19 protein-coding genes are annotated in these 18,328 nt (G+C 71.5%); 8 read left to right on the top strand and 11 right to left on the bottom strand.

The genetic code is table 11. From position 1 onward, the window contains the following. The first annotated feature begins 158 nt into the window (after positions 1-158). The gene (locus tag DSC45_RS18680) at positions 159-569 is read left to right on the top strand and encodes a hypothetical protein (protein WP_119292416.1); all 411 of its coding nucleotides are present in this window, start codon (positions 159-161) and stop codon (positions 567-569) included. Between the two features lie 75 nt (positions 570-644). On the opposite strand, the gene DSC45_RS18675 is transcribed toward DSC45_RS18680, so the two are convergent. From DSC45_RS18675 to DSC45_RS18665, 3 genes are all read right to left on the bottom strand, one after another. After that, on the bottom strand, positions 645-1,766 hold the full coding sequence (locus DSC45_RS18675; protein WP_119292414.1) for an ADP-ribosylglycohydrolase family protein: 1,122 nt from the start codon (positions 1,764-1,766) through the stop codon (positions 645-647). Positions 1,767-1,911: 145 nt separating this feature from the next. Continuing rightward, positions 1,912-2,670, bottom strand: coding sequence for a class I SAM-dependent DNA methyltransferase (locus DSC45_RS18670; RefSeq protein WP_119292412.1), 759 nt, complete (start codon positions 2,668-2,670; stop codon positions 1,912-1,914). Between the two features lie 65 nt (positions 2,671-2,735). Continuing rightward, the gene (locus DSC45_RS18665; RefSeq protein WP_119292410.1) at positions 2,736-3,176 is read right to left on the bottom strand and encodes an ATP-binding protein; all 441 of its coding nucleotides are present in this window, start codon (positions 3,174-3,176) and stop codon (positions 2,736-2,738) included. Between the two features lie 118 nt (positions 3,177-3,294). Between DSC45_RS18665 and DSC45_RS18660 the strand changes: the two genes are divergently transcribed. Both DSC45_RS18660 and DSC45_RS18655 read left to right on the top strand, forming a co-directional pair. Beyond that, positions 3,295-4,110 carry a helix-turn-helix domain-containing protein gene (locus DSC45_RS18660; protein ID WP_119292409.1) on the top strand — a complete coding sequence of 272 codons (816 nt, stop codon included), beginning with the start codon at positions 3,295-3,297 and terminating at the stop codon, positions 4,108-4,110. 17 nt (positions 4,111-4,127) lie between these two features. Beyond that, positions 4,128-4,379, top strand: a complete 252-nt coding sequence (locus tag DSC45_RS18655) for a DUF397 domain-containing protein (protein ID WP_119292797.1) — start codon at positions 4,128-4,130, stop codon at positions 4,377-4,379. Positions 4,380-4,398: 19 nt separating this feature from the next. On the opposite strand, the gene DSC45_RS18650 is transcribed toward DSC45_RS18655, so the two are convergent. The 4 genes from DSC45_RS18650 to DSC45_RS18630 form a co-directional block, all read right to left on the bottom strand. Beyond that, positions 4,399-4,920 carry a hypothetical protein gene (locus tag DSC45_RS18650; protein ID WP_162929273.1) on the bottom strand — a complete coding sequence of 174 codons (522 nt, stop codon included), beginning with the start codon at positions 4,918-4,920 and terminating at the stop codon, positions 4,399-4,401. 29 nt (positions 4,921-4,949) lie between these two features. After that, a complete protein-coding gene (locus DSC45_RS18645; protein ID WP_162929271.1) occupies positions 4,950-5,381 on the bottom strand; it encodes a hypothetical protein in 432 nt (143 codons plus the stop codon). A gap of 636 nt (positions 5,382-6,017) precedes the next feature. After that, entirely contained in the window at positions 6,018-6,368 is a 351-nt protein-coding gene (locus DSC45_RS18635) for a hypothetical protein (RefSeq protein WP_119292402.1), read from the bottom strand. 119 nt (positions 6,369-6,487) lie between these two features. After that, positions 6,488-8,317, bottom strand: a complete 1,830-nt coding sequence (locus DSC45_RS18630; protein ID WP_119292400.1) for a flavin-containing monooxygenase — start codon at positions 8,315-8,317, stop codon at positions 6,488-6,490. Positions 8,318-8,503: 186 nt separating this feature from the next. Between DSC45_RS18630 and DSC45_RS18625 the strand changes: the two genes are divergently transcribed. From DSC45_RS18625 to DSC45_RS18610, 4 genes are all read left to right on the top strand, one after another. Beyond that, entirely contained in the window at positions 8,504-9,556 is a 1,053-nt protein-coding gene (locus tag DSC45_RS18625) for an SMP-30/gluconolactonase/LRE family protein (protein ID WP_119292398.1), read from the top strand. Between the two features lie 300 nt (positions 9,557-9,856). Beyond that, entirely contained in the window at positions 9,857-10,759 is a 903-nt protein-coding gene (locus tag DSC45_RS18620; RefSeq protein ID WP_119292396.1) for a CPBP family intramembrane glutamic endopeptidase, read from the top strand. Between the two features lie 20 nt (positions 10,760-10,779). Next, positions 10,780-11,988 (top strand): sensor histidine kinase, encoded by a 1,209-nt coding sequence (locus DSC45_RS18615; RefSeq protein WP_240434721.1) that lies wholly within the window; start codon positions 10,780-10,782, stop codon positions 11,986-11,988. A gap of 14 nt (positions 11,989-12,002) precedes the next feature. After that, positions 12,003-12,692 (top strand): response regulator, encoded by a 690-nt coding sequence (locus DSC45_RS18610; protein ID WP_119292393.1) that lies wholly within the window; start codon positions 12,003-12,005, stop codon positions 12,690-12,692. A gap of 134 nt (positions 12,693-12,826) precedes the next feature. Here DSC45_RS18610 and DSC45_RS18605 read toward each other — a convergent pair whose 3' ends face one another. From DSC45_RS18605 to DSC45_RS18595, 3 genes are all read right to left on the bottom strand, one after another. Then, on the bottom strand, positions 12,827-13,420 hold the full coding sequence (locus DSC45_RS18605) for a TetR/AcrR family transcriptional regulator (protein ID WP_119292391.1): 594 nt from the start codon (positions 13,418-13,420) through the stop codon (positions 12,827-12,829). Positions 13,421-13,494: 74 nt separating this feature from the next. Beyond that, positions 13,495-14,667 carry a hypothetical protein gene (locus DSC45_RS18600; protein ID WP_119292389.1) on the bottom strand — a complete coding sequence of 391 codons (1,173 nt, stop codon included), beginning with the start codon at positions 14,665-14,667 and terminating at the stop codon, positions 13,495-13,497. 65 nt (positions 14,668-14,732) lie between these two features. Further along, entirely contained in the window at positions 14,733-15,245 is a 513-nt protein-coding gene (locus DSC45_RS18595) for a MarR family winged helix-turn-helix transcriptional regulator (protein ID WP_119292387.1), read from the bottom strand. Positions 15,246-15,389: 144 nt separating this feature from the next. Between DSC45_RS18595 and DSC45_RS18590 the strand changes: the two genes are divergently transcribed. Continuing rightward, on the top strand, positions 15,390-17,510 hold the full coding sequence (locus DSC45_RS18590; RefSeq protein WP_119292385.1) for an MMPL family transporter: 2,121 nt from the start codon (positions 15,390-15,392) through the stop codon (positions 17,508-17,510). Positions 17,511-17,522: 12 nt separating this feature from the next. Here the strand turns inward: DSC45_RS18590 and DSC45_RS18585 are convergent, their stop codons facing one another. Beyond that, positions 17,523-18,278 (bottom strand): VOC family protein, encoded by a 756-nt coding sequence (locus DSC45_RS18585; protein WP_119292383.1) that lies wholly within the window; start codon positions 18,276-18,278, stop codon positions 17,523-17,525. Positions 18,279-18,328: the final 50 nt, after the last annotated feature.

The raw sequence follows: 18,328 nt of genomic DNA, 5'->3' as shown, positions 1-18,328 counted from the left end.
CTGGGCGGCCACGTCGCCTGCCGGGTCCGGGGCTGCGCGCCCCGGGCCCGGCAGAACTCCCTGCGAGGCCCCGGAGCGACTGAGACCCTCGTACGGGCGGGACGCACCGACGGTCACAGACCGCCCGTCCCGTGCACATCGACGGGAGGAACAGGGACTTGGACGCCGATCGGACGACACCGTACGAGGACGCACGCCCCAGCGAGCGCGCCGTGATGTGGCACCTGTACGTCGAACGCCACGAAGGGCTCGGAGCCCAGGTCCGCAACAGCGAACTGCTCGGCACCATCTTCGGTGCCCGCCGACAGGCCTTGGACCTCCTCGAGGAGCTGGCCCGGGCCTACGTACCCGAGCACCCCAAGAAGCGGCTGCGCACCCAGTTCTACCGAACCGACCACGGATTCCTGATGATCGACCACGGCAGGGACAACTGGCGGTACTGGCAGTGTGAGTTCCGCGCGCTCGAACTCCTCTGGGACACGGGCGATCCGGATCGGCAACCCCGGCCCCTGCCCCCGAGGCCGGAGGCGCCGCCGCGCCCTCCTGCCGATCAGCCACCCGGCTACTGATGCGCGGTACGCGGCGGCCCTCAGCGCAGTCGCGCCTAACGGCCGAACGGCGCGCGGCGAGGCCGCCGAGACCTGTCAGGCCCGCGGGTACCGCGCCAGCCACCCCGGGGCCGAGGCGGCCGGGCCGTGCAGGGCCGGGCCCTGGGTCATCTCCATCGCGAAGTCGTCCGCGAGCTCCAACACCGTTGCGCGTCCCTCGAGTTCGGCCAGCAGCGACGGCGGGAGCGCCGTCTCGCCGTGCTGAGCGCCGAGCAGCGCTCCGGCCAGCGAGCCGACGGCCGCCGAGTCGCCGCCGTGGTTCACCGCGAGCCGCAGCCCGTGCCGTACGTCCTCACAGCCCAGCGCGCAGTACACGGCCGCCCCCAGCGCCGCCTCCGCCGTGCCCTCGCCCGCGCCGCCGAGCGCCTCCACCCGGTCGGCCGCCGGCATGCCCTGCCGCACCGCACCCAACGCCTGCCGCAGCGCGTCCGTGACGGCCTGATGCCCGACCCTGGTCGCGATCATCGACAGCGCCCGCTGCACCACACCGTCCAGCGCCTCACCGCGCGCAAGCCCGTGCACGAGCACGGCGAACGCCCCCGCCGACAGATACGCCGACGGATAGCCGTGCGTCTGCACCGCACACTCCACGGCCAACTGGAGCACCAACTCCGGTTCCCAGCCCACCAGAAGCCCAAAAGGCGCGGAACGCGTCACCGCGCCCGCGCCACGCTCCGCAGGATTCTTCGGCGCCTCGAGCGTGCCCATGACCTCGTCGCCGAGCCCGGTCACGCTCGCCCGCCCGGCGTCGCGCCGCGCGTACAGCCACTCCTCGCGCGCCAGCCAGCCGTCGTCCTTGCGGCGTTCGTCAGGGCCCCAGTCCCGCTGGGTGGCCGCCCAGCGCCGGTACGCGCGGTGCAGATCCGTGGGCGGATGCCACGCACCGGTGTCGCGGCGCACCTGCGCCCGTATCAACCCGTCCACGGTGAACAAGGTCAGCTGCGTCGCGGAGGTGACGGCGCCCCGTCTGCCGTATGCGGGTGCGAACTCACCGAGCCCGTCCGCGCCGTACTCCTCGACGATCTCGTCCAGGCTCAGCGACCCGACCGGCGCCCCGAGCGCGTCCCCCGCCGCGGCCCCGAGCAGCGCCCCGCGCACCCGGCTGCGGAAGTCCTGCTGCTCGACGCGCCCCCAGACGGCCGTGCCCTGTGTGCCCACCGTGCCCCTCCCGCTCGTACGTGCCCTGTGCGGCGCACCCGTCCGCCAAGAGGCCTGGCTTGGCACTGTAATCGACCGCGAACGCCCGGTCGCCACCCGCTTCCCCGTGCGAACGGAGCGTGACTTCGCGGGCTGTCCGGGCCGCCTACTTCGCTGCGTCCGGCCCGGTCGGCAGGCGGTACACGGACACGTGTCCGCGCGACTCGGCGGTGAACTCCGTGCCCTCCCAGTCCGCGTGCCTGGACTCCAGTCCGAATCCTGCCAGTTGGGCCATCAGGTCCAGCTCGGACGGCCAGATGTACCGGTGCGGGCTGCGGAAGATCTGCGCCTCGGGCCCGTCGTCCCCGTACGAGAAGTGGTGCGAGACGACGTGCTGCCGCAGCACGTCGTAGGTGTCGACGAGGACGTACCCGTCGCGGGTCTCGGGGACCACGCCCTGCTGCCCCGGCGGCAGCTTGCGCAGCTCGGGCACCCACAGCTCGATGACGAAGCGGCCACCTGGTGCGAGGTGCCGGGCGGCATTGCGGAAGCAGGCGACCTGCTCGGCCTGGGTGAGCAGGTTGGAGACCGTATTGAAGACGAGATACACGAGCCCGTACGTCCCCGGCGCGCGCACGGTGGCCATGTCGCCGACGACGACGGGCAGCGCCGCCTCGTCCGCCTTCGTCCGCAACTCGTCGACCATCGGCTGCGACAGCTCGATTCCGGTCACCGCGACGCCCCGTTCGACGAGCGGCACCGCCACCCGCCCGGTCCCGACCGCAAACTCCAACACCCGATCGCCCTCGGCCAGTTCGGCCAACTTCGCCACGGTCGGCCCGAGCACCTCCGGCGCGAACATCCCGGTCCCCGGCGTGTCATAACGCTTCGCCGCCGCTACGTCCCAGATCTCGTCCTGTCGCATCCCGCCCACGATTCCGCCCACGGCCCCGGGCTGTCGACGCCTTTTCCGGGCGAGCCGCTGCCGGGTCACCGCGCCTCCCCCTCCGACCGCAGCCGGAGCTCCGCCCAGACCGTCTTGCAGGGCGCCACAGCGACCGTGTCCACGCCCCAGCAATCCGCCAGGGCCCGCACGATCAGCAGGCCCCGCCCGCCTTCCGACCGGCCGCCCCCTGCCGAGACAACGACTTCCGGCACGCGGTCGCCGCGGGCATCGGTCACCTCGATCCGAAGGGTGTGCGTGGAACTCAGGGCCAGGCGGAGCCGGAAGTCGCGCCCACGCACCCGTCCGTGCCGCACCGCGTTGGTCGCGAGTTCGGCGACGACGTGCAGCGCGGCGCTCGACTCCCGTTTCCATTCGGCTAGTTGGCGCTCAGCGAGCAGCCTCGCCAGCCGGGCTCCGCGCGGCGTCGAGGACAGCAGGATCGAGAACTGCGGCGTGGCCTGATGTGTCCGATTTCCCTGATTCACATCACCGAGCGTGTCCGGCCGCCTCTACGCTGCACAGTACCGGCGCCCGTACGGAGCGTGACTGTCCGGCCGGGCCGCGGGCCTGTCCGGGACGTACGGGAGAAGGCGGGCGGACCACGTGGAGTACGACGACGACGCGAGCGGCACGCTCAAGGCGGTGGGCCGCCAGATCAAGGTCTGGCGCGAGGCGGAGGGCCTGACCCAGGCGGAGTTCGGCGCGGCCATCGGGTACGGCGAGGAGATGGTCTCGGCGGTGGAACGCGGCCGCCGCATGCCCAGGCCGGAGTTCCTGGACAAGGCGGACGAACTGCTGGGGGCGGGCGGGAAGATCGGGGCTATGAAGCGGGACGTGCAGGAGGCCCGCTACCCCAAGAATCTCCGGGACTTGGCGAAGTTGGAGGCGGAGTCGGTGGAGATGGGGGCGTACTCGACCCATACGATCCACGCCTTGCTGCAGACCGAGGAGTACATGCACACGATCTTCGGCATGCGCCGGCCGATCCTGCCCGGGGAGATCGTTGAACGGGAGGTCTCCGCACGAATGTCCCGCCGGGAGATCATTGACGCGGCGCGCCCAGGCCCGGTCTTCAGCTTCGTCCTGGAGGAGGCTCCCCTCCGGCGGCCCGACGGCGGTCGGCAAGTGCAGCGTCGGCAGCTGGAACATCTTTTGGAAATCGGCCAGTTGCGCAACGTCACTCTCCAGGTGATGCCCATCGACATCGCCAGCCACCCTGGCCTCGGCGGTTCGTTTCGCCTGTTCAAACTGCAGAACGGCACCACACTCGGCTACACAGAGGTGCAAAGCGTCACACGGCTCTTCTCCACATCCAAGGAGGTCCAATCGCTCGAGATGCAGTATGGGAACATCCGAGCGGAGGCTCTCCGGCCTCGGGAATCGCTCGAGTTCATCGAGAAGCTGCTGGGAGAGACGTGAGCATCAAGCCTGCTGACCTGAGCAACTCCGACCTCAACTGGTTCAAGAGCAGCTACAGCAGCAACGAGCCCGGCTCCGACTGCGTAGAGGTGGCCTACGACTGGTTCAAGAGCAGCTACAGCAGCAACGAGGACGACACCGACTGCGTAGAAGTCGCCCACACCCCCGACACGGTCCACGTCCGCGACTCCAAGCAACCGGACACCGGTCGCCTGACCGTACGGACCGTCGCCTGGTCGGCCTTCGTCGCGCACGCGGCGGAACACTGACCACCGCCTCCACGACGGGTCAGCTCCCTCCTCGTGACAGCCTGGGCACCCAGTACTCGACGTCTGCCTGACAGCCCGAGGGAACCTTCAGCCGGACTGATTCACCGCCGCCGGTCATGAGCTCGAGTTCGCCGCCCTCCGTCACGGTCAGGGCGAGTACGTCACCGGCCCACAGCCGGCGCTCGATGCGCTGCGTGCGTCCGTCGCACTGGAAGGCCAGGACGCGCCGATCCGTCAGCGCGAGGACGAAACCCGGTTCCAGCAGGGCGTAGGGCAGCCTGCCCTCCTGGCGGCGGACCGGGAACATCAGCTTCGGCACCTCTCCCGCGCTCAGCTGCTCCTGCATGTCCTCGAACGACCAGGGTGTGCGGAGCAGCGGGATCGGCAGGTCGTACACGCGGTGCAGCACGATCGCCGACGCAGCGACGACCAGCACGACCACGCCCGACCACACCAAGGCCGCTCCCGTGCTCCAGCCGAGGCTCCACGGGAGGCCGACGAGCAAGCACAAGGCGAAGTTGGGCAGGACCGAAACGAGCAACCGAACAGCCCGTATGAGCACGCGCGCCATTACTTCACGCCGTTCAGCTCGGCAAGGAACTGCTGCAGGGCCCGCCAGCCTCGGGCCGAAACGGTGAACGGCCGTTCCCCAGCTTCGGAGTGGACCGTGATCGTGCCGCCGCCCGGGTCCGACGTCGCCGCGCAGTCGGCTCGCTCGGCGATCGCGAGGCAGCGGACGGTCACGTCCAGCGACCGGTTGTACTCGTAGCCCAGCATCTGCCGGTCCGTGAGGACCACGAAGCAGCCGCGCGCGATTCGCTGACGCGCTGTGGCTCCCGGTAGCTGGGCAGGGACCACGGCCCGAACGGTGTCCCCCGGCTCGAGCAGGCTCTGCACGCGCGCCCGGCGCTTCCACGATTGCCCGCTGTGGTGGATCGTCGCCGCAACGCCCATCCAGACCCCGAAGAACACGGGGTCCGTAGCGGTGTCGAGGTTCAGCAACTCATGAACCGCGAGAAGGACGAGCGGAAGCACAACCAGTCGGACGAGGAGCATCAGCACCCGGTCCGCCACACCCCGCCGAAGGGCCCTCCGCACCCGTGACTGGGCCTTATCCACGCCGACTCGCCGTCCCGCCGTGTCCCGGTGCGGCGAATGCGCCAGAGGCCGCGTTTCGCTCGTTCTGGAGGGAGAACATGTTTCCGGAGAGGCCCACGGCCACCGTGGAAGCCAAGAGCAGGGGCATCCGCACAACGCCGCCCCCCGCAAGGGAGAGCGCAACGACTACCAGCGCGAACGACGTCCAGACCCAGGTGACCCGTCGCACTCGGCGAACCGTCTTCACGCTCTGGTCCGGGCGAGCCGTGCCGACCAGTTGCCGGGCGGGAAGGAACGCCGGCACCGCGTACGCTGCCGCGGCCCCGAGGAAACTCACGCCCGTCAGGCGGTCGCCGTCGGACAGTGCGCCACCTCCTGCGGCGCCCGCCAGCAGTGCCGCAGCGACGAGTAGCAGCCGACCGGCGAACAACAGCCTTCCCTGACCAGCTTGTTGAAATGCGGCACGCCCCGACCCCGGCAACTGTCTGGACGACACCCCACGGTGACTCATGCCCCGCCCCCTCACACCGCCCGATCAGTTCAGTTCAGCGCGTCGACCAACTGCCGCATTTCAGAGGCGTACTTCGGCGACGCGACGAAAACCCGCCTCACGCCGCGTGGTGAAACGACTGTCAGGGCACGCGTGTTGTCCGTGAGCGTCGCCGTACAGGGCGAGGTCCGTGGTTCGCTCCAGATCGCGTGCTCCGGCCGGCTGGTGGCCCTGTTGTACGCGAAGGCCACGACCCTCCGGTCGCTCAAGGCGATGACGCACCCGCGGAACAGCAACCCGAACGGCAGCCGCCCCCACGGATACCGCACGGGGAAGGCCACTTCGAGCGTCTCCCCCGCATTGAGCTTCGCCTGGACATGCCGCGGCGACCACAGTTCCATCCGTCTCCCCCAACTGACGTCGCGCGCGGGTACGTACGCATCCGCTCCGACGGCCGTTCCCCCCACCAGGAATGGGCCCCGACCCTATCGCGCACGTATGTCGGGGCCCAGGCTCTCGGTCAGGGGCGGTCGGGCGTCGTCCTCGGGCGGAGGATGCCCGGGAGGGATGTCTCGCGCCAGTCGCGCAGGAGGGCGTGGAAGGCGACCGCGCCGTGGGGGTAGGCGGTGGGGCCGTTCGGGCGGCCGCGGCCCTCGCGGTTGTAGTAGCCGGGGGTGCACTCGGCGTGGAACCACTCGTGGTCGGGGGCGTCCTCGGCCAGGACGGTGAGCCAGGCGTCCTCGGCCTCGCGGGAGGGTTCGATGACGGCGCCCGCGGACTCGGCGGCGGCGATCAACGCGGCGGCGTGGACGGCCTGTTCGTCCAGGATGTGGGTGAAGTTGACGCTGCTGGCGTTCTGCAGGGAGCCCATCTGGAGGAGGTTGGGGAAGCCGTTGCTCGTGAAGCCGTGCAGGGTGCGCGGGCCCTGCCGCGCCCGGGCGTCGCGCAGTTCGGTCCCGGTCCGGCCGTGGACCGGGAGCTTGCCGGAGTGGATGCCCGAGGTGCCCACGGAGAAGCCGGTGGCGAAGATCAGGCAGTCGAGCTCGATGGTCAAGTGCCCTGCTATGACGCCGTGTTCGGTAATGCGCTCGATGCCGTGGGTGTCGGCGGTGTCGATCAGTGTGACGTTGTCGCGGTTGAACGCCGGGTAGTAGCTGTCCGAGAACGTGGGGCGCTTGCAGGCGTACCGGTACCAGGGCTTGAGCTTCTCGGCCGTGTCCGGGTCGGTGACGGTGCGGGCGACACGGGCGCGGAGTTCGTTCATCTTCGCGGCGTCGGCCGTCTCGTAGGCGGCTTCGAAGGCGGCGCCGTCGGCGCGTGCACCAGCCGCATCCCGACGGCGGAAGCTCGGCAGGAGTTTTTCGAGCAGGCCCGCCGACTCGGTCCAGCGGTCCGCCACCAGGTCGTGGTCGGCGTGCTCACCGGAGACGATGCGCAGGAAGTTGTCGCGGCGTGCGCGCGCCCAGCCCTCCCGGTCGGCGCCCACATCGTCCGCACCGGTACGGCAGTTGGCGCGTACGTCCACCGTGGAGGGGGTGCGCTGGAAGACGTACACGTGCCCGGCGTCCTCGGCCAGCATCGGGATGACCTGGATGCCGGTGGCGCCGGTGCCGACCACGCCGACGCGCTTGCCGGCGAGGCCGGTCAGGCCGCCGTCGGGGGTGCCGCCGGTGTAGCCGTAGTCCCATCGCGAGGTGTGGAAGGTGTGGCCCTTGAAGTCCTCGATGCCGGGTATGCCGGGGAGTTTCGGTTCGCTGAGGGTTCCGGTGGCGGTGACGACATATGTGGCGCGGCAGGTGTCGCCGCGGTCGGTGGTCACGATCCAGGTGCCGGAGGGGTCGTCCCAGGTCAGTGAGGTGACGGTGGTGGAGAGCAGGGCGTCGTCGTAGAGCCGGTACTGCTCGGCGATACGGACGGCGTGGCGGCGGATCTCGTCGCCCGGTGCGTACTTCCACTCGGGTACGTACCCGGTCTCGTCGAGCAGCGGCAGGTACACCTGCGACTCGATGTCGCAGTGGATGCCCGGGTAGCGGTTCCAGTACCAAGTACCGCCGAGATCCGCGCCGTTGTCGATGATGCGGAGGCGCTTCACGCCCTCCTTCCGGAGTCTCGCGCCGGCGAGTATGCCGCCGAATCCGCCACCGACCACGACCACGTCGACGGCATCGGTCACCGCCTCGCGCGTCTCCTCCGGGTCCGCGTACGGGTCGGTGGCGTAGTAGCCGAACTCGGCTTCGGTGGGGCGGTACTGGGACGCACCGTCGGGCCGCACCCGGCGTTCGCGTTCGAGGCGATAGCGCTCCTTGAGGGCTACAAGCTCGTCGGGAGAAGGGAGTTGAGGGGATGTCATATGTGGGGGCCTCGTTCCGGTCGCTCCGGCCGCCTGGGGTGAGTGGCCGGCCGGACGCTACGGTAACAAGTACCGGACACTGTTGTCCGGATGCGTCCTGTGTCCGGCCCGCGACACCCGGCCGCGCCACACGACTCAGCCGCCCACACCGCTCGGCCACGAGCCCCACAGAGAAATGTGACCTCCATGCGACGACTCCCGCCCAGGCCCTTTCCCGCGCGATCCGCCCTCCCCGCACTGGCCGCGATCGGCGCCTTCGCCCTCGTCCTGACCGGATGCGGCACGCAGACCGCCGCGTCCGGCAGCAGCGCCCCCGCCGCCGACGCCCGGAGCGGCGACCGCACCCTCCACGCCCACCGGTTCATGCATCTGACCGAGCCCCATGAACAGACCGGGATGACGCTGCTCGAAGGGCCGACCTTCGGCAAGGACGGCAGCCTGTTCGTCGTCGACGTCACCGCCCCCGCAGGTGAGCCGAAGCTGCTGCGCGTCGACGTGGACACGAAGACGTCCTGCGCGGCGCACACCGACGACCGGGGCGCGTACACCTCGGCGCAGTTCAGCCCGTACGACGGACGGCTCTACCTGACCGACTACGCCCACGGCGAGGTGGTGAGCCTGAAGCCGGACGGCACGGACCCGCGGACCTTCTTCACCGGTGAGGTCGAAGGGGCCGCGATGAACCCCGACGACCTCGCCTTCGACCGGTCCGGCCACCTCTACGTGAGCGATTCACGCGGGCTGTCCGAGGGCAAGGCGCAGGGCCGGGTGGTACGTATCGACCGTTCCGGCGAGCGGGCCACCGTGCAGGCCGACGGGCTCGCGGCGACGAACGGCATCTCGTTCGACGCGGACTATCGCGGCCTGTGGTTCAGCGAACTCACCGAGAACCGGATCTCGTACCTCGAGCTCGACGAGAAGGGCGGTGCGGCCTCCCGGCACACCGCGATCCGCGTCGACGCCGGCATCGCCCAGACCGACTCGATCGCCGTGGACAGGGGCGGCAACCTGTATCAGGCGCTGCACGGCCGGCCCGCGATGGTCGTGTACGACAAGCACGGTGAGCGCCTGGGAACGGTAGAGATCCCGGGCCGCGCCAAGGGCCTCGAGTCGGCGACGAACGTGGCGATCACCCCCGGCGGGACCAAGGCGTACATGACCGTCAGCGGTCCGGCCGGCGGCTACCTCTACACCTTCGACGCGCTCGCGGAGGGAACCCGGCAGTCCAACGGGGGCTGAGCCGCCCGGTCCGGACGAAGTCGGCCTCGGGGCAGCGGTAGTGGGTCGCACAGTCGGGCCGTACGCGGCGCTCGCGTGCGTACCGATAGCGCGCTCCGAGCGCCACTAGGCCCTGAGTGGAAGGGAGTTGAGGGGGCGCCGTACGAAGTCCCGTTCCTGTCGCGAGAGTCGGTGCAAGCGGCGCATCCCCCGTGAGAGCTACCGGAGCCGTCCCTGTGCGGGTGATTCGTGGACGGCGGCGGATTCCTAGCGTGGCCGTCAGGTCGCCACGGGTGCGGCCACCATCACAGGGAGGCCGCCATGGGCACTGCTGCCGGACCACAACACGACACGGGCTCGGGCCCGGACAAGGACGGCCGAGGCGGCCGTCTCGGCCGGGCCGTCCGCTCTCCGCTCGGCTGGATGCTGACGGGCATGGCCGGCGTCGGCCTCGTCTCCGGCCTGACGGCTACGGGCCCCGGCCCGGTGCCGGTACTGGGAGCGGTCGCCGCAGTGGCCGTGTACTGGGCGGTCATGCGTTTCGTCGCACGGCGCTCCGCGCCGGAGATCGCCCGGACGGGAGCCCGCCGGGAGGCGTTGCTCGGCGGTGCGGTCGGCCTGGGCTTCATGCTCGTCTCCGTGCTCCTGGTCAGCGTTCTCGGGGGCTACTCGTTCTCCTGGGCGGGCAACGGCTTCCTGTCGGTGGTGTGGTCCGCGGTCATGATGCAGATCGGCGCCGCGGTCACGGAGGAGCTGATGTTCCGCGGTCTCGCCCTGCAGGCACTGGAACAGGTGTGGGGCAGCCGGGCCGCCATCGTGATCACCGGGCTGCTCTTCGGCGTCGCCCACCTGAGCGCCCCGGGAGCCTCCGCCTGGGGCGCGTTGGCCATCGCCCTGCAGGCGGGCGTGATGCTCGGAGTCGCGTTCCTGTGGCGGCGTAGCATCTGGTTCGTCGTGGGGCTGCACTTCGCCTGGAACACCACCCAGCAACTGCTCGGCATCCCGCTCTCCGGACATACTCCGGAGGGCCTGTTCAGCGTCGACGCCCACGGCTCGGCTCTGCTCACCGGCGGCACCTTCGGCCTGGAGGCGTCGATCGTGCCGGTCCTCATCGGCGTGCTGATCACCGTCCCGATGGTCGTGCTCGCCCGACGGAGCGGCGGCCTGCTACCCGGGCGGCGCGCCCGGCGCCGACAGCCGCAGACTGGAGGAAACGAAAAGTGACGTCGCGTCAGGCACCGTGGGTGCGTGTCGTTCTCCGGGCGCCGCTGCGCTGGTGGCAGCAGCAGGCCGCCTTCCACAAGGACGGCCTCTGCGCCCTGGTGCTCGCCGTCCTCGCCTTCGTGCCGACCCTGTCGAACGTCGGAGGGCAGATCGGAGATCTCCCCGAGCGTCCGGCCGGTGCGCTGGGCATCGGGCTGACTCTGGCCCAGACCCTGCCGCTGGCGGCACGCCGCCGGTGGCCCGGGGGCACTCTGGCCGTCGTCGCCTGCGCGTTCGCCGTGCACCAGGCGCTGGGCTACGCGACGACGTTCGGGAGCCTGGGGCTCTATCTCGCCCTGTACTCGGCCGGCGCCCACCAGGTCCGGTTCCGCCTCGGTTCGGCTGCCGTCGCGAGCGCCGGCTACGCCGGACTGGCCGTCGCCTTGAACCTTCTCGGCTCACCGCAGGGCGTCCCCGACTATCTCGCGTTCTATCTGGTGCTGGCCGTGGTCTGGCTGATGGGGGGCATGGTGCGTACCCGGCGAGCTGAAGAGGCAGAGCGGCGGCGGCTGGCCGCCGAGGTGGCCACGGCCGCCGAACGGGCCCGGATCGCCCGTGAGTTGCACGATGTCGTCACCCATCATGTGACGGCGATGGTGGTCCAGGCGGACGCGGCGCAGTTCCTGCTCCCGTCCGCACCGGAACGGGCCGGCGAGGGGATGTCGGCGGTGAGCGACACCGGCCGGCGGGCACTGACAGAACTGCGGTATCTGCTCGGCGTACTGGAGGCGACCGGCGATTCCGCACCCGCCGACCCGGTGCACGCGGACCGGTCCCCCACGCTGGGACAGGTGGGAGACCTGGTGGAACAGGCCCGCAGCGCGGGTCAGTCGGTCGAGTTCAGTGAGCGGGGCGAGCGGCGCCCGGGGCCTGTGAAGGTGGAACTGGCCGCGTACCGCGTGGTGCAGGAGGCGCTCACCAACGCGATGAAGCACGCGGCAGGGCAGCCGGTCAGGGTCCTGCTCCGGCACGGCGAGGAACACATCGAGATAGGGGTGACCACCGACGGCCCCGGGAACACACCGACGGCCCGACCGGTCGAGCGGACGCCGAGCCCGACGGGCGGACGAGGGTTGGCCGGGCTGCGTGCACGGGTGCGGATGGCCGATGGTGAACTGGAGGCCGGCCCCCGGCCCGAGGGCGGGTTCGAGGTCCGCGCCACGCTTCCGACCAAGCCCGTTCAGGAGTGACCCGCGTGCCCCCCGTGAACGATGCGCCGCCGATCCGTGTACTCGTCTGCGACGACCAGGCACTGGTACGGACCGGCTACGTCACCATCTTCTCCCTGCAGCCCGACATGGAGGTCGTCGGGGAGGCCGAGAACGGGCACGAGGCGGTGGATGCCGCACGGCGGCTGCGCCCCGACGTGGTCGTCATGGACATCCGGATGCCGCTCCTCGACGGGATCGAGGCGACCCGGCAACTGGCCGGTCCCGACGCGGAGTCCGCGCCGAAGGTACTGGTCGTCACCACGTTCAACGTCGACGCCTACGTCTACGACGCGCTGCGGGCCGGGGCCAGCGGCTTCCTCCTCAAGGACGCGCCTCCGGCGTCCCTGGTCAGCGCGATCCGGACGGTCGCCGCGGGCGAGGCCCTGCTGGCGCCCGCCGTCACGCGCCACCTGATCGGCCACTTCGCCGAACATCTGCGTCCTGCCGACACCACCCGGTCGGCCAGGGAGGACGTCGTACGGGCACTGACTCCGCGCGAGCTCGAGGTGCTCGAGGCGATCGCCGAGGGCCTGTCGAACGGGGAGATCGCCGCGCAGTTGTTCATCACTCCCGAGACGGTCAAGACGTATGTGTCGCGCATCCTGACGAAGCTCGGCCTGCGCGACCGGGTCCAGGCGGTCGTCCTCGCCTACCGGGTCGGGCTTGCCTCCGGCGCCGGCTGACACGGTGACGCGGTGGGGGGCGTGGACGGACAACGCGGCACCTGCTCCGTGCCGCGAGCCCGGAGAGCTGTCCGGCGGCGCCTGCTCCGCCGAGTCGAGTGGGCCCCGCGCCCGGGGGGGGCCGGGCGCGGGGCTCAACCCTCGTGCGGTCGTACCGGTCCCACCTCGACGTCGAGCAGGCGCCAGGCGGCGAGTGCGCGGCGACTGCGGTCCGCACGGGTGGGGCCGGTCGCGGCGGCGGAGACCATGGCGACGGCGAGCATGAGATCGTCCGCCCCGCCGAGTGGATGGCCCTCCGGCAGGTGCCCCCGCAGGCCGCGCTCGACGCGCCCGGACAGGTCGAGGGCACGCTCGCGCAGGTCGCCGGAGCGGGGGCCGGCGCGCTCGGCGTGCAACAGGCCGATGAACGCCGCCGATTCGGTCAAGTGCCAGGTCAGCACGCCCAGTACATCCTCGAACGTGGCGCCCTCGACCGCGGCCGCCTGCTCGATCTGCCGCACGTTCTCCTCCAGGACCGCGGTCGCCACGGCGGCCCGGTCGGGGAAGTTCCGGTACAGCACGCCCTGTCCGACGCCGGCTCGGCGCGCGATCGCGGACAGCGGGGCGTCCAGGCCCTGCTGTGCGTAGATCTCCCGGGCGGCGGCGATGAGCGCGGCCCTGTTGCGGGCGGCGGCCTTGGGCCCGTCGTTCGGAGGGCGGCGTCGGTCCGGGTCGGAGGGCTGGGTCACGCGGGAAGGGTACCGGCGTACGTACTCCTCGCCTGCTACGGCCGGGGAGTCGGGCCGTCCCACGGCGGGCCGGGTCAGGCCGCCCCGCGCCTCCGGTACACCGCCGCCGCTGCCGCCACCACTGCGGCGGCGCCCAGGAGCCAGGGCCCGACGGCCGTGGTGAGACTGCGGATGCGGAATGCGGTGGTCGCGCCGTCCACGCGCAGTGCCAGGTCCACGCGGTCGTTGCCGCGGTCGGGGTCGCGGGCCGAGCGTTTCCCGCTGTGGACGATCTCGGCTCGGCCCTTCGCACCAGCGGCGGCCGCGTCGATCCGCAGGCGTATGCGCTCGCCGTGGAGGTTGTCGGGGCAGAGCACGGTGCGCGAGCCCTTGCGCTTGCACATCGGCGTACCGGAGTCCTCGGGTACGCCCACGACCGCTGTGCCCTCGGGGGCGGTGAAACGGTAGGTGTAGCTCACGTGGTTGGGGCTCTCGTCGCTGCCGTCCGGCCAGCGCTCCCGGATCCCGATCGGGAAGTCGACGGTCCCGCCCTGCCGGCCGGTGATCGTACGGCCGATGACGCTCACATCGAGGCGGGTGTCCACGGTGAACCAGACTTCGCGGCTCCGGGCGAACTCGCTGCCGTCGGGTGGGCTTCCCGGTTCGAGCTTCGCCGCCGGGGCGCCGTCCTTCGCGGTCCGCCAGGTCCCGTACCGCTCGCTGCGCTTGCGGTACGCCTCCTGCTTGTCGTCCAGGCCCGCACCGCGCGGCCAGGCCTTCGCCTCCACCCAGACGTGCAGCAGGTGCTCGGGGACGTCGAGGAGCAGCGGTGCGTCCAGGGTGGCGGTCTCGCCCGGGTCCGGGGCCCGGTCGAAGCGGCAGTGGGCGACGGACGGGACTCCGTCGGCCCGGCCGCAGTTGCTCCGCAGCGGATCGAGGGTGACGCCGTCACCGGCCTCGACGGTGACGCCGACTCCGTCCGGGGCTTCCACGGTGCCGACGTTGCGTACGCTCAGCTCGATCTTGGCGGTGCCGCCCGGCTGCACGCTGCCCGGCTCCTTGCGCAGGCTCACCTCGAAGCGGGGCTTCGCCTCCGCCTCCTCGCCACCCGGCCGTACGGCCGCCTCGTCACCACCCGGCCGTACGGCCCCGGGAGCCCGCAGCTGTGCGCCGGGCTCCGCCGCCGCGACGGCCTCCGGCGCACCGGAGACCGTGAGCCCAAGGAGGAGGGCGAGGCAGGGGGCGAGCGCCCGGGGTCGTAGCCGCATACGGGGTACGACCCGGCCACGGGGTCGGATGGTTCCCGCAGTCCTGTGCGGGCCGGGTCCGGGGCTCATCGGCGCAGCTGCCCCAGCTCGTGGTTCAGATCGGACAAGAAGCGGACGACGGTGGTGAGTTCGTCGGGGCTGAAGCGTGAGCGGGTGGCGGCCGTACCGTCCGCGAGGGGTTTGAAGTAGTCGCGGGCGACGCCCTTCGCCGCGTCCGCGTAGTGCAGGTGCACCACCCTGCGGTCGTCGGCGGCGCGGACGCGGCGGATGTGGCCGGCCCGCTCGAGGCGGTCGAGACAGGCGGTCATGGCTCCCGAGGTGAGGTTGAGCTGAGTCCGGAGGCGGCCGGGAGTCATGGGCTCGTCCCCGTCCCCGTCCCCGCCGCCGTGCGCGTCCAGGATCGCGATCAGGGCCTGTACGTCGGTGAGGTGCAGGCCCTGGGCCTGGGCGAACTCGTGCGAGATGCGGTTGAACTCGCTGTTCATCCGGCGCAACAGGACGGCGAACTGCTGCAGGCCGGTCGGATCGCCGAGACGACGCGAGGACTGCGGGGTCGGGGTGCCTTCGGTGCTGCGCATCCCCCAAGGATAAGGTCTCTCGATCGTTGAGATACTTTATGGTCGACATAAGCCGGATCGCGCCGAGCACAACCCGGGCACGACCCCCACGTACACACGAAGCACGACCACGCGCACAGTAAGCACGCACCGCAGAGGGATCCCATGAGAAGAACGCCGCGCTGGGCACGGTGGCTCGTACCGCTCGTCCTGTTGATCGTCTGGCTGGGCGTGGGCGGCACGCTCGGCCCGTTCGCGGGCAAGCTCGGCGAGGTCGCCACCAACGACCAGGCGGCCTTCCTGCCGCGGGACGCCGAGTCCACCCGCGTGCTCGACGCGCGCGAGGCCTTCGACCAGTCCGAGACCGTGCCGGCGATCGTCGTCTGGACGGCGGACGGCGGCGAGGGCGGCAAGCAGGTCACCGAGGACCAGCAGCGCACCGCGACCCGGGCCGTCGCCGGCCTGGCCGGACACCCCGGGATCGTCGGGGACCCGTCCCCGGCGCTGCCCTCCGAGGACGGCGAGGCCCTGCAGTCCGTGGTCCAGCTCGAACCGGACCTCGGGGACGAACTCCCCGTAGTACTGGAGAAGTTGACGAAGGCGGCCGGTTCGGTCCCCGGGACCGAGGCGCAGATCGCCGGCCCCGCGGCGAGCCAGGCGGACCTCTCCGACGCGTTCGCGGGGATCGACGGTCTGCTGCTCGGTGTGGCGCTCGCGGCCGTCCTGCTCATCCTGCTGCTCGTGTACCGCAGCGTGCTGCTGCCGCTGCTGATCATCCTGGGGTCGGTGTTCGCCCTCGGCCTGGCCTGCGCGGTGCTGTACGTCCTCGCGGACCGCGATCTGGTGCGCGTGGACGGCCAGGTGCAGGGCATCCTCTCCATCCTGGTGATCGGCGCGGCCACCGACTACGCACTGCTCCTCGCGGCCCGCTTCCGTGAGGAACTGGCCGTCGGCGGCGACCGGTTCGCCGCGGCCAGGGCCGCGGTGCGGCGCTCCTTCGGTGCGATCACCGCCAGCGCGGCCACCGTCGCACTCGGCCTGCTCGCACTGCTCGCCAGCGACCTGACGAACAACCGCGCGCTCGGCCCGGTCGGCGCCATCGGCATCGTCTGCGCGGTGCTGTCCACGCTGACGTTCCTGCCGGCCGCGCTCGCGCTGCTCGGCCGATCCGCGTACTGGCCCGCCACCCCGCGCGCGGAGGCGCCCGAGGGCCGCGGCGTCTGGCGCCGTATCGCCGCGACGGTGGACCGCGCGCCCCGCAAGGTGTGGGTGACGACCGCGCTGGTCCTCACCGCGCTTGCCGCCTTCGCGCCCGGCCTGTCCGCCAAGGGCGTGCCACTGGACGAGATCTTCGTCAACGAAGCGCCCTCGGTGTCCGCGCAGGAGACCCTCGGCCGGCACTTCCCCGGCGGCTCCGGCAACCCGGCGGTCATCATCGCGGACGCCGGCCGGGCCGGCCGGGTCGTCGAAGCCGCCCGAGGCACCGAAGGCGTCGCATCGGCCGGCACGGTCTCCGCCTCCGGCCGCCCCGGAGCGGGCGAACCTCTCGTCGTGGACGGCCGGGTCCGCATCGACGCCACCCTCGCCGCAGGCGCCGACAGCGACACAGCGAAGGACACCGTCCAACGGCTGCGCGCCCGGCTGCACTCGGTGCCCGACGCGAACGCCCTGGTCGGCGGCTACACGGCGCAGCAGTACGACACCCAGCGGACGGCCGCCCACGACCGCACGGTCATCGTCCCCGTGGTGCTCGGCATCATCCTGCTGATCCTCGTCCTGCTGCTGCGCTCCCTGCTCGTACCCGTGCTCCTGGTGGCCACGGTCGGGCTCAACTTCCTTGCCACGATCGGGGTTTCGTCCCTCGTCTTCCAGCATCTGCTGGGCTTCAGCGGTACGGACGCCTCGGTGCCGCTGTACGGATTCGTGTTCCTGGTGGCGCTCGGCGTCGACTACAACATCTTCCTGATGTCACGCGTACGGGAGGAGACCCTGAGGCTCGGCACCCGTCGCGGCGTACTGCGCGGGCTCACCACCACCGGCGGCGTGATCACCTCGGCGGGGGTGGTGCTGGCCGCCACGTTCGCGGCGCTGATGGTGATCCCGCTGGCGTTCCTGGTCCAGGTCGCCTTCATCGTCGCCTTCGGCGTCCTCCTGGACACCTTGGTCGTCCGCTCCCTCCTGGTCCCCGCCCTGGTCGTCGACATCGGACCGAAGGCCTGGTGGCCCAGCAAGCTCGCCGGGGCGAAGGACGACGGAACGGCGGGTACCGCGCGCGAGGACCCGTAGGAGGTGCCGGGTTCAGGCCGGGGTGAGGATGCAGAACTCGTTGCCCTCCGGGTCGGCGAGGCACGTCCACGGGACCTCGTCGCCCTGGCCGAAGTCGATGTCGGTGGCGCCGAGCGACCGCAGCCGGGCCGCCTCGCCCTCCTGGTCGTCACCGGGGTACGGGCGGAGGTCGAGGTGGATGCGCGGCCGGTCCGCCCGGCTCCAGCCCGTCGTCAGGCCGGGGGTACGGAGGAACTCGAGGTACGGTCCGACGCCGCGCGCGGAGCGGAATCGGGCGTGCTCGCCGGTCCCCTCGTGCAGCGTCCAGTCCGTCGCCCCGCCCCAGAACCGGCCCGCGCCCGAGGGGTCGGCGCAGTCGACCACCACCGCGGCGACCGGCCCCGTGTCCCGGTACATCTCCCGGGGTTCCAGTACGCAGAACTCGTTGCCCTCCGGATCGGCGAGGACCGTCCACGGGACGTCGCCCTGGCCCACGTCGGCTGGTGTCGCACCGAGCTTCCGCAGGCGCGCCACCAGCTCCGACTGATGGGCGGCGGAGGTCGTGGCGAGGTCGAGGTGCACACGGTTCTTCGCCGTCTTGGGCTGCGGGTCGGCGACGACGTCGATGACGACGGCGTCGGGGGACGGGTAGACGAAGCCCTCGGGCTCGAGATTCGTCACCCCGGGCCCCTCGCTGGAGACACCCCAGCCGAGCGCCTCGGCCCAGAACCGGCCGAGCGCCGCGTCGTCGCGGGCCTTGAGATGAATCTGCACAAGTCGAGTCGCCATACGGCCGATCCTAGGCTCCGGCACGGCCGATCGTGGGCCCCGCCGGTCAC

This window comes from Streptomyces sp. YIM 130001 (assembly GCF_003574445.1).
Lineage (GTDB): Bacteria > Actinomycetota > Actinomycetes > Streptomycetales > Streptomycetaceae > Streptomyces.
The sequence above is the reverse complement of the archived record's forward strand: the minus strand, read 5'-3'. Positions and strand labels throughout refer to the sequence as shown.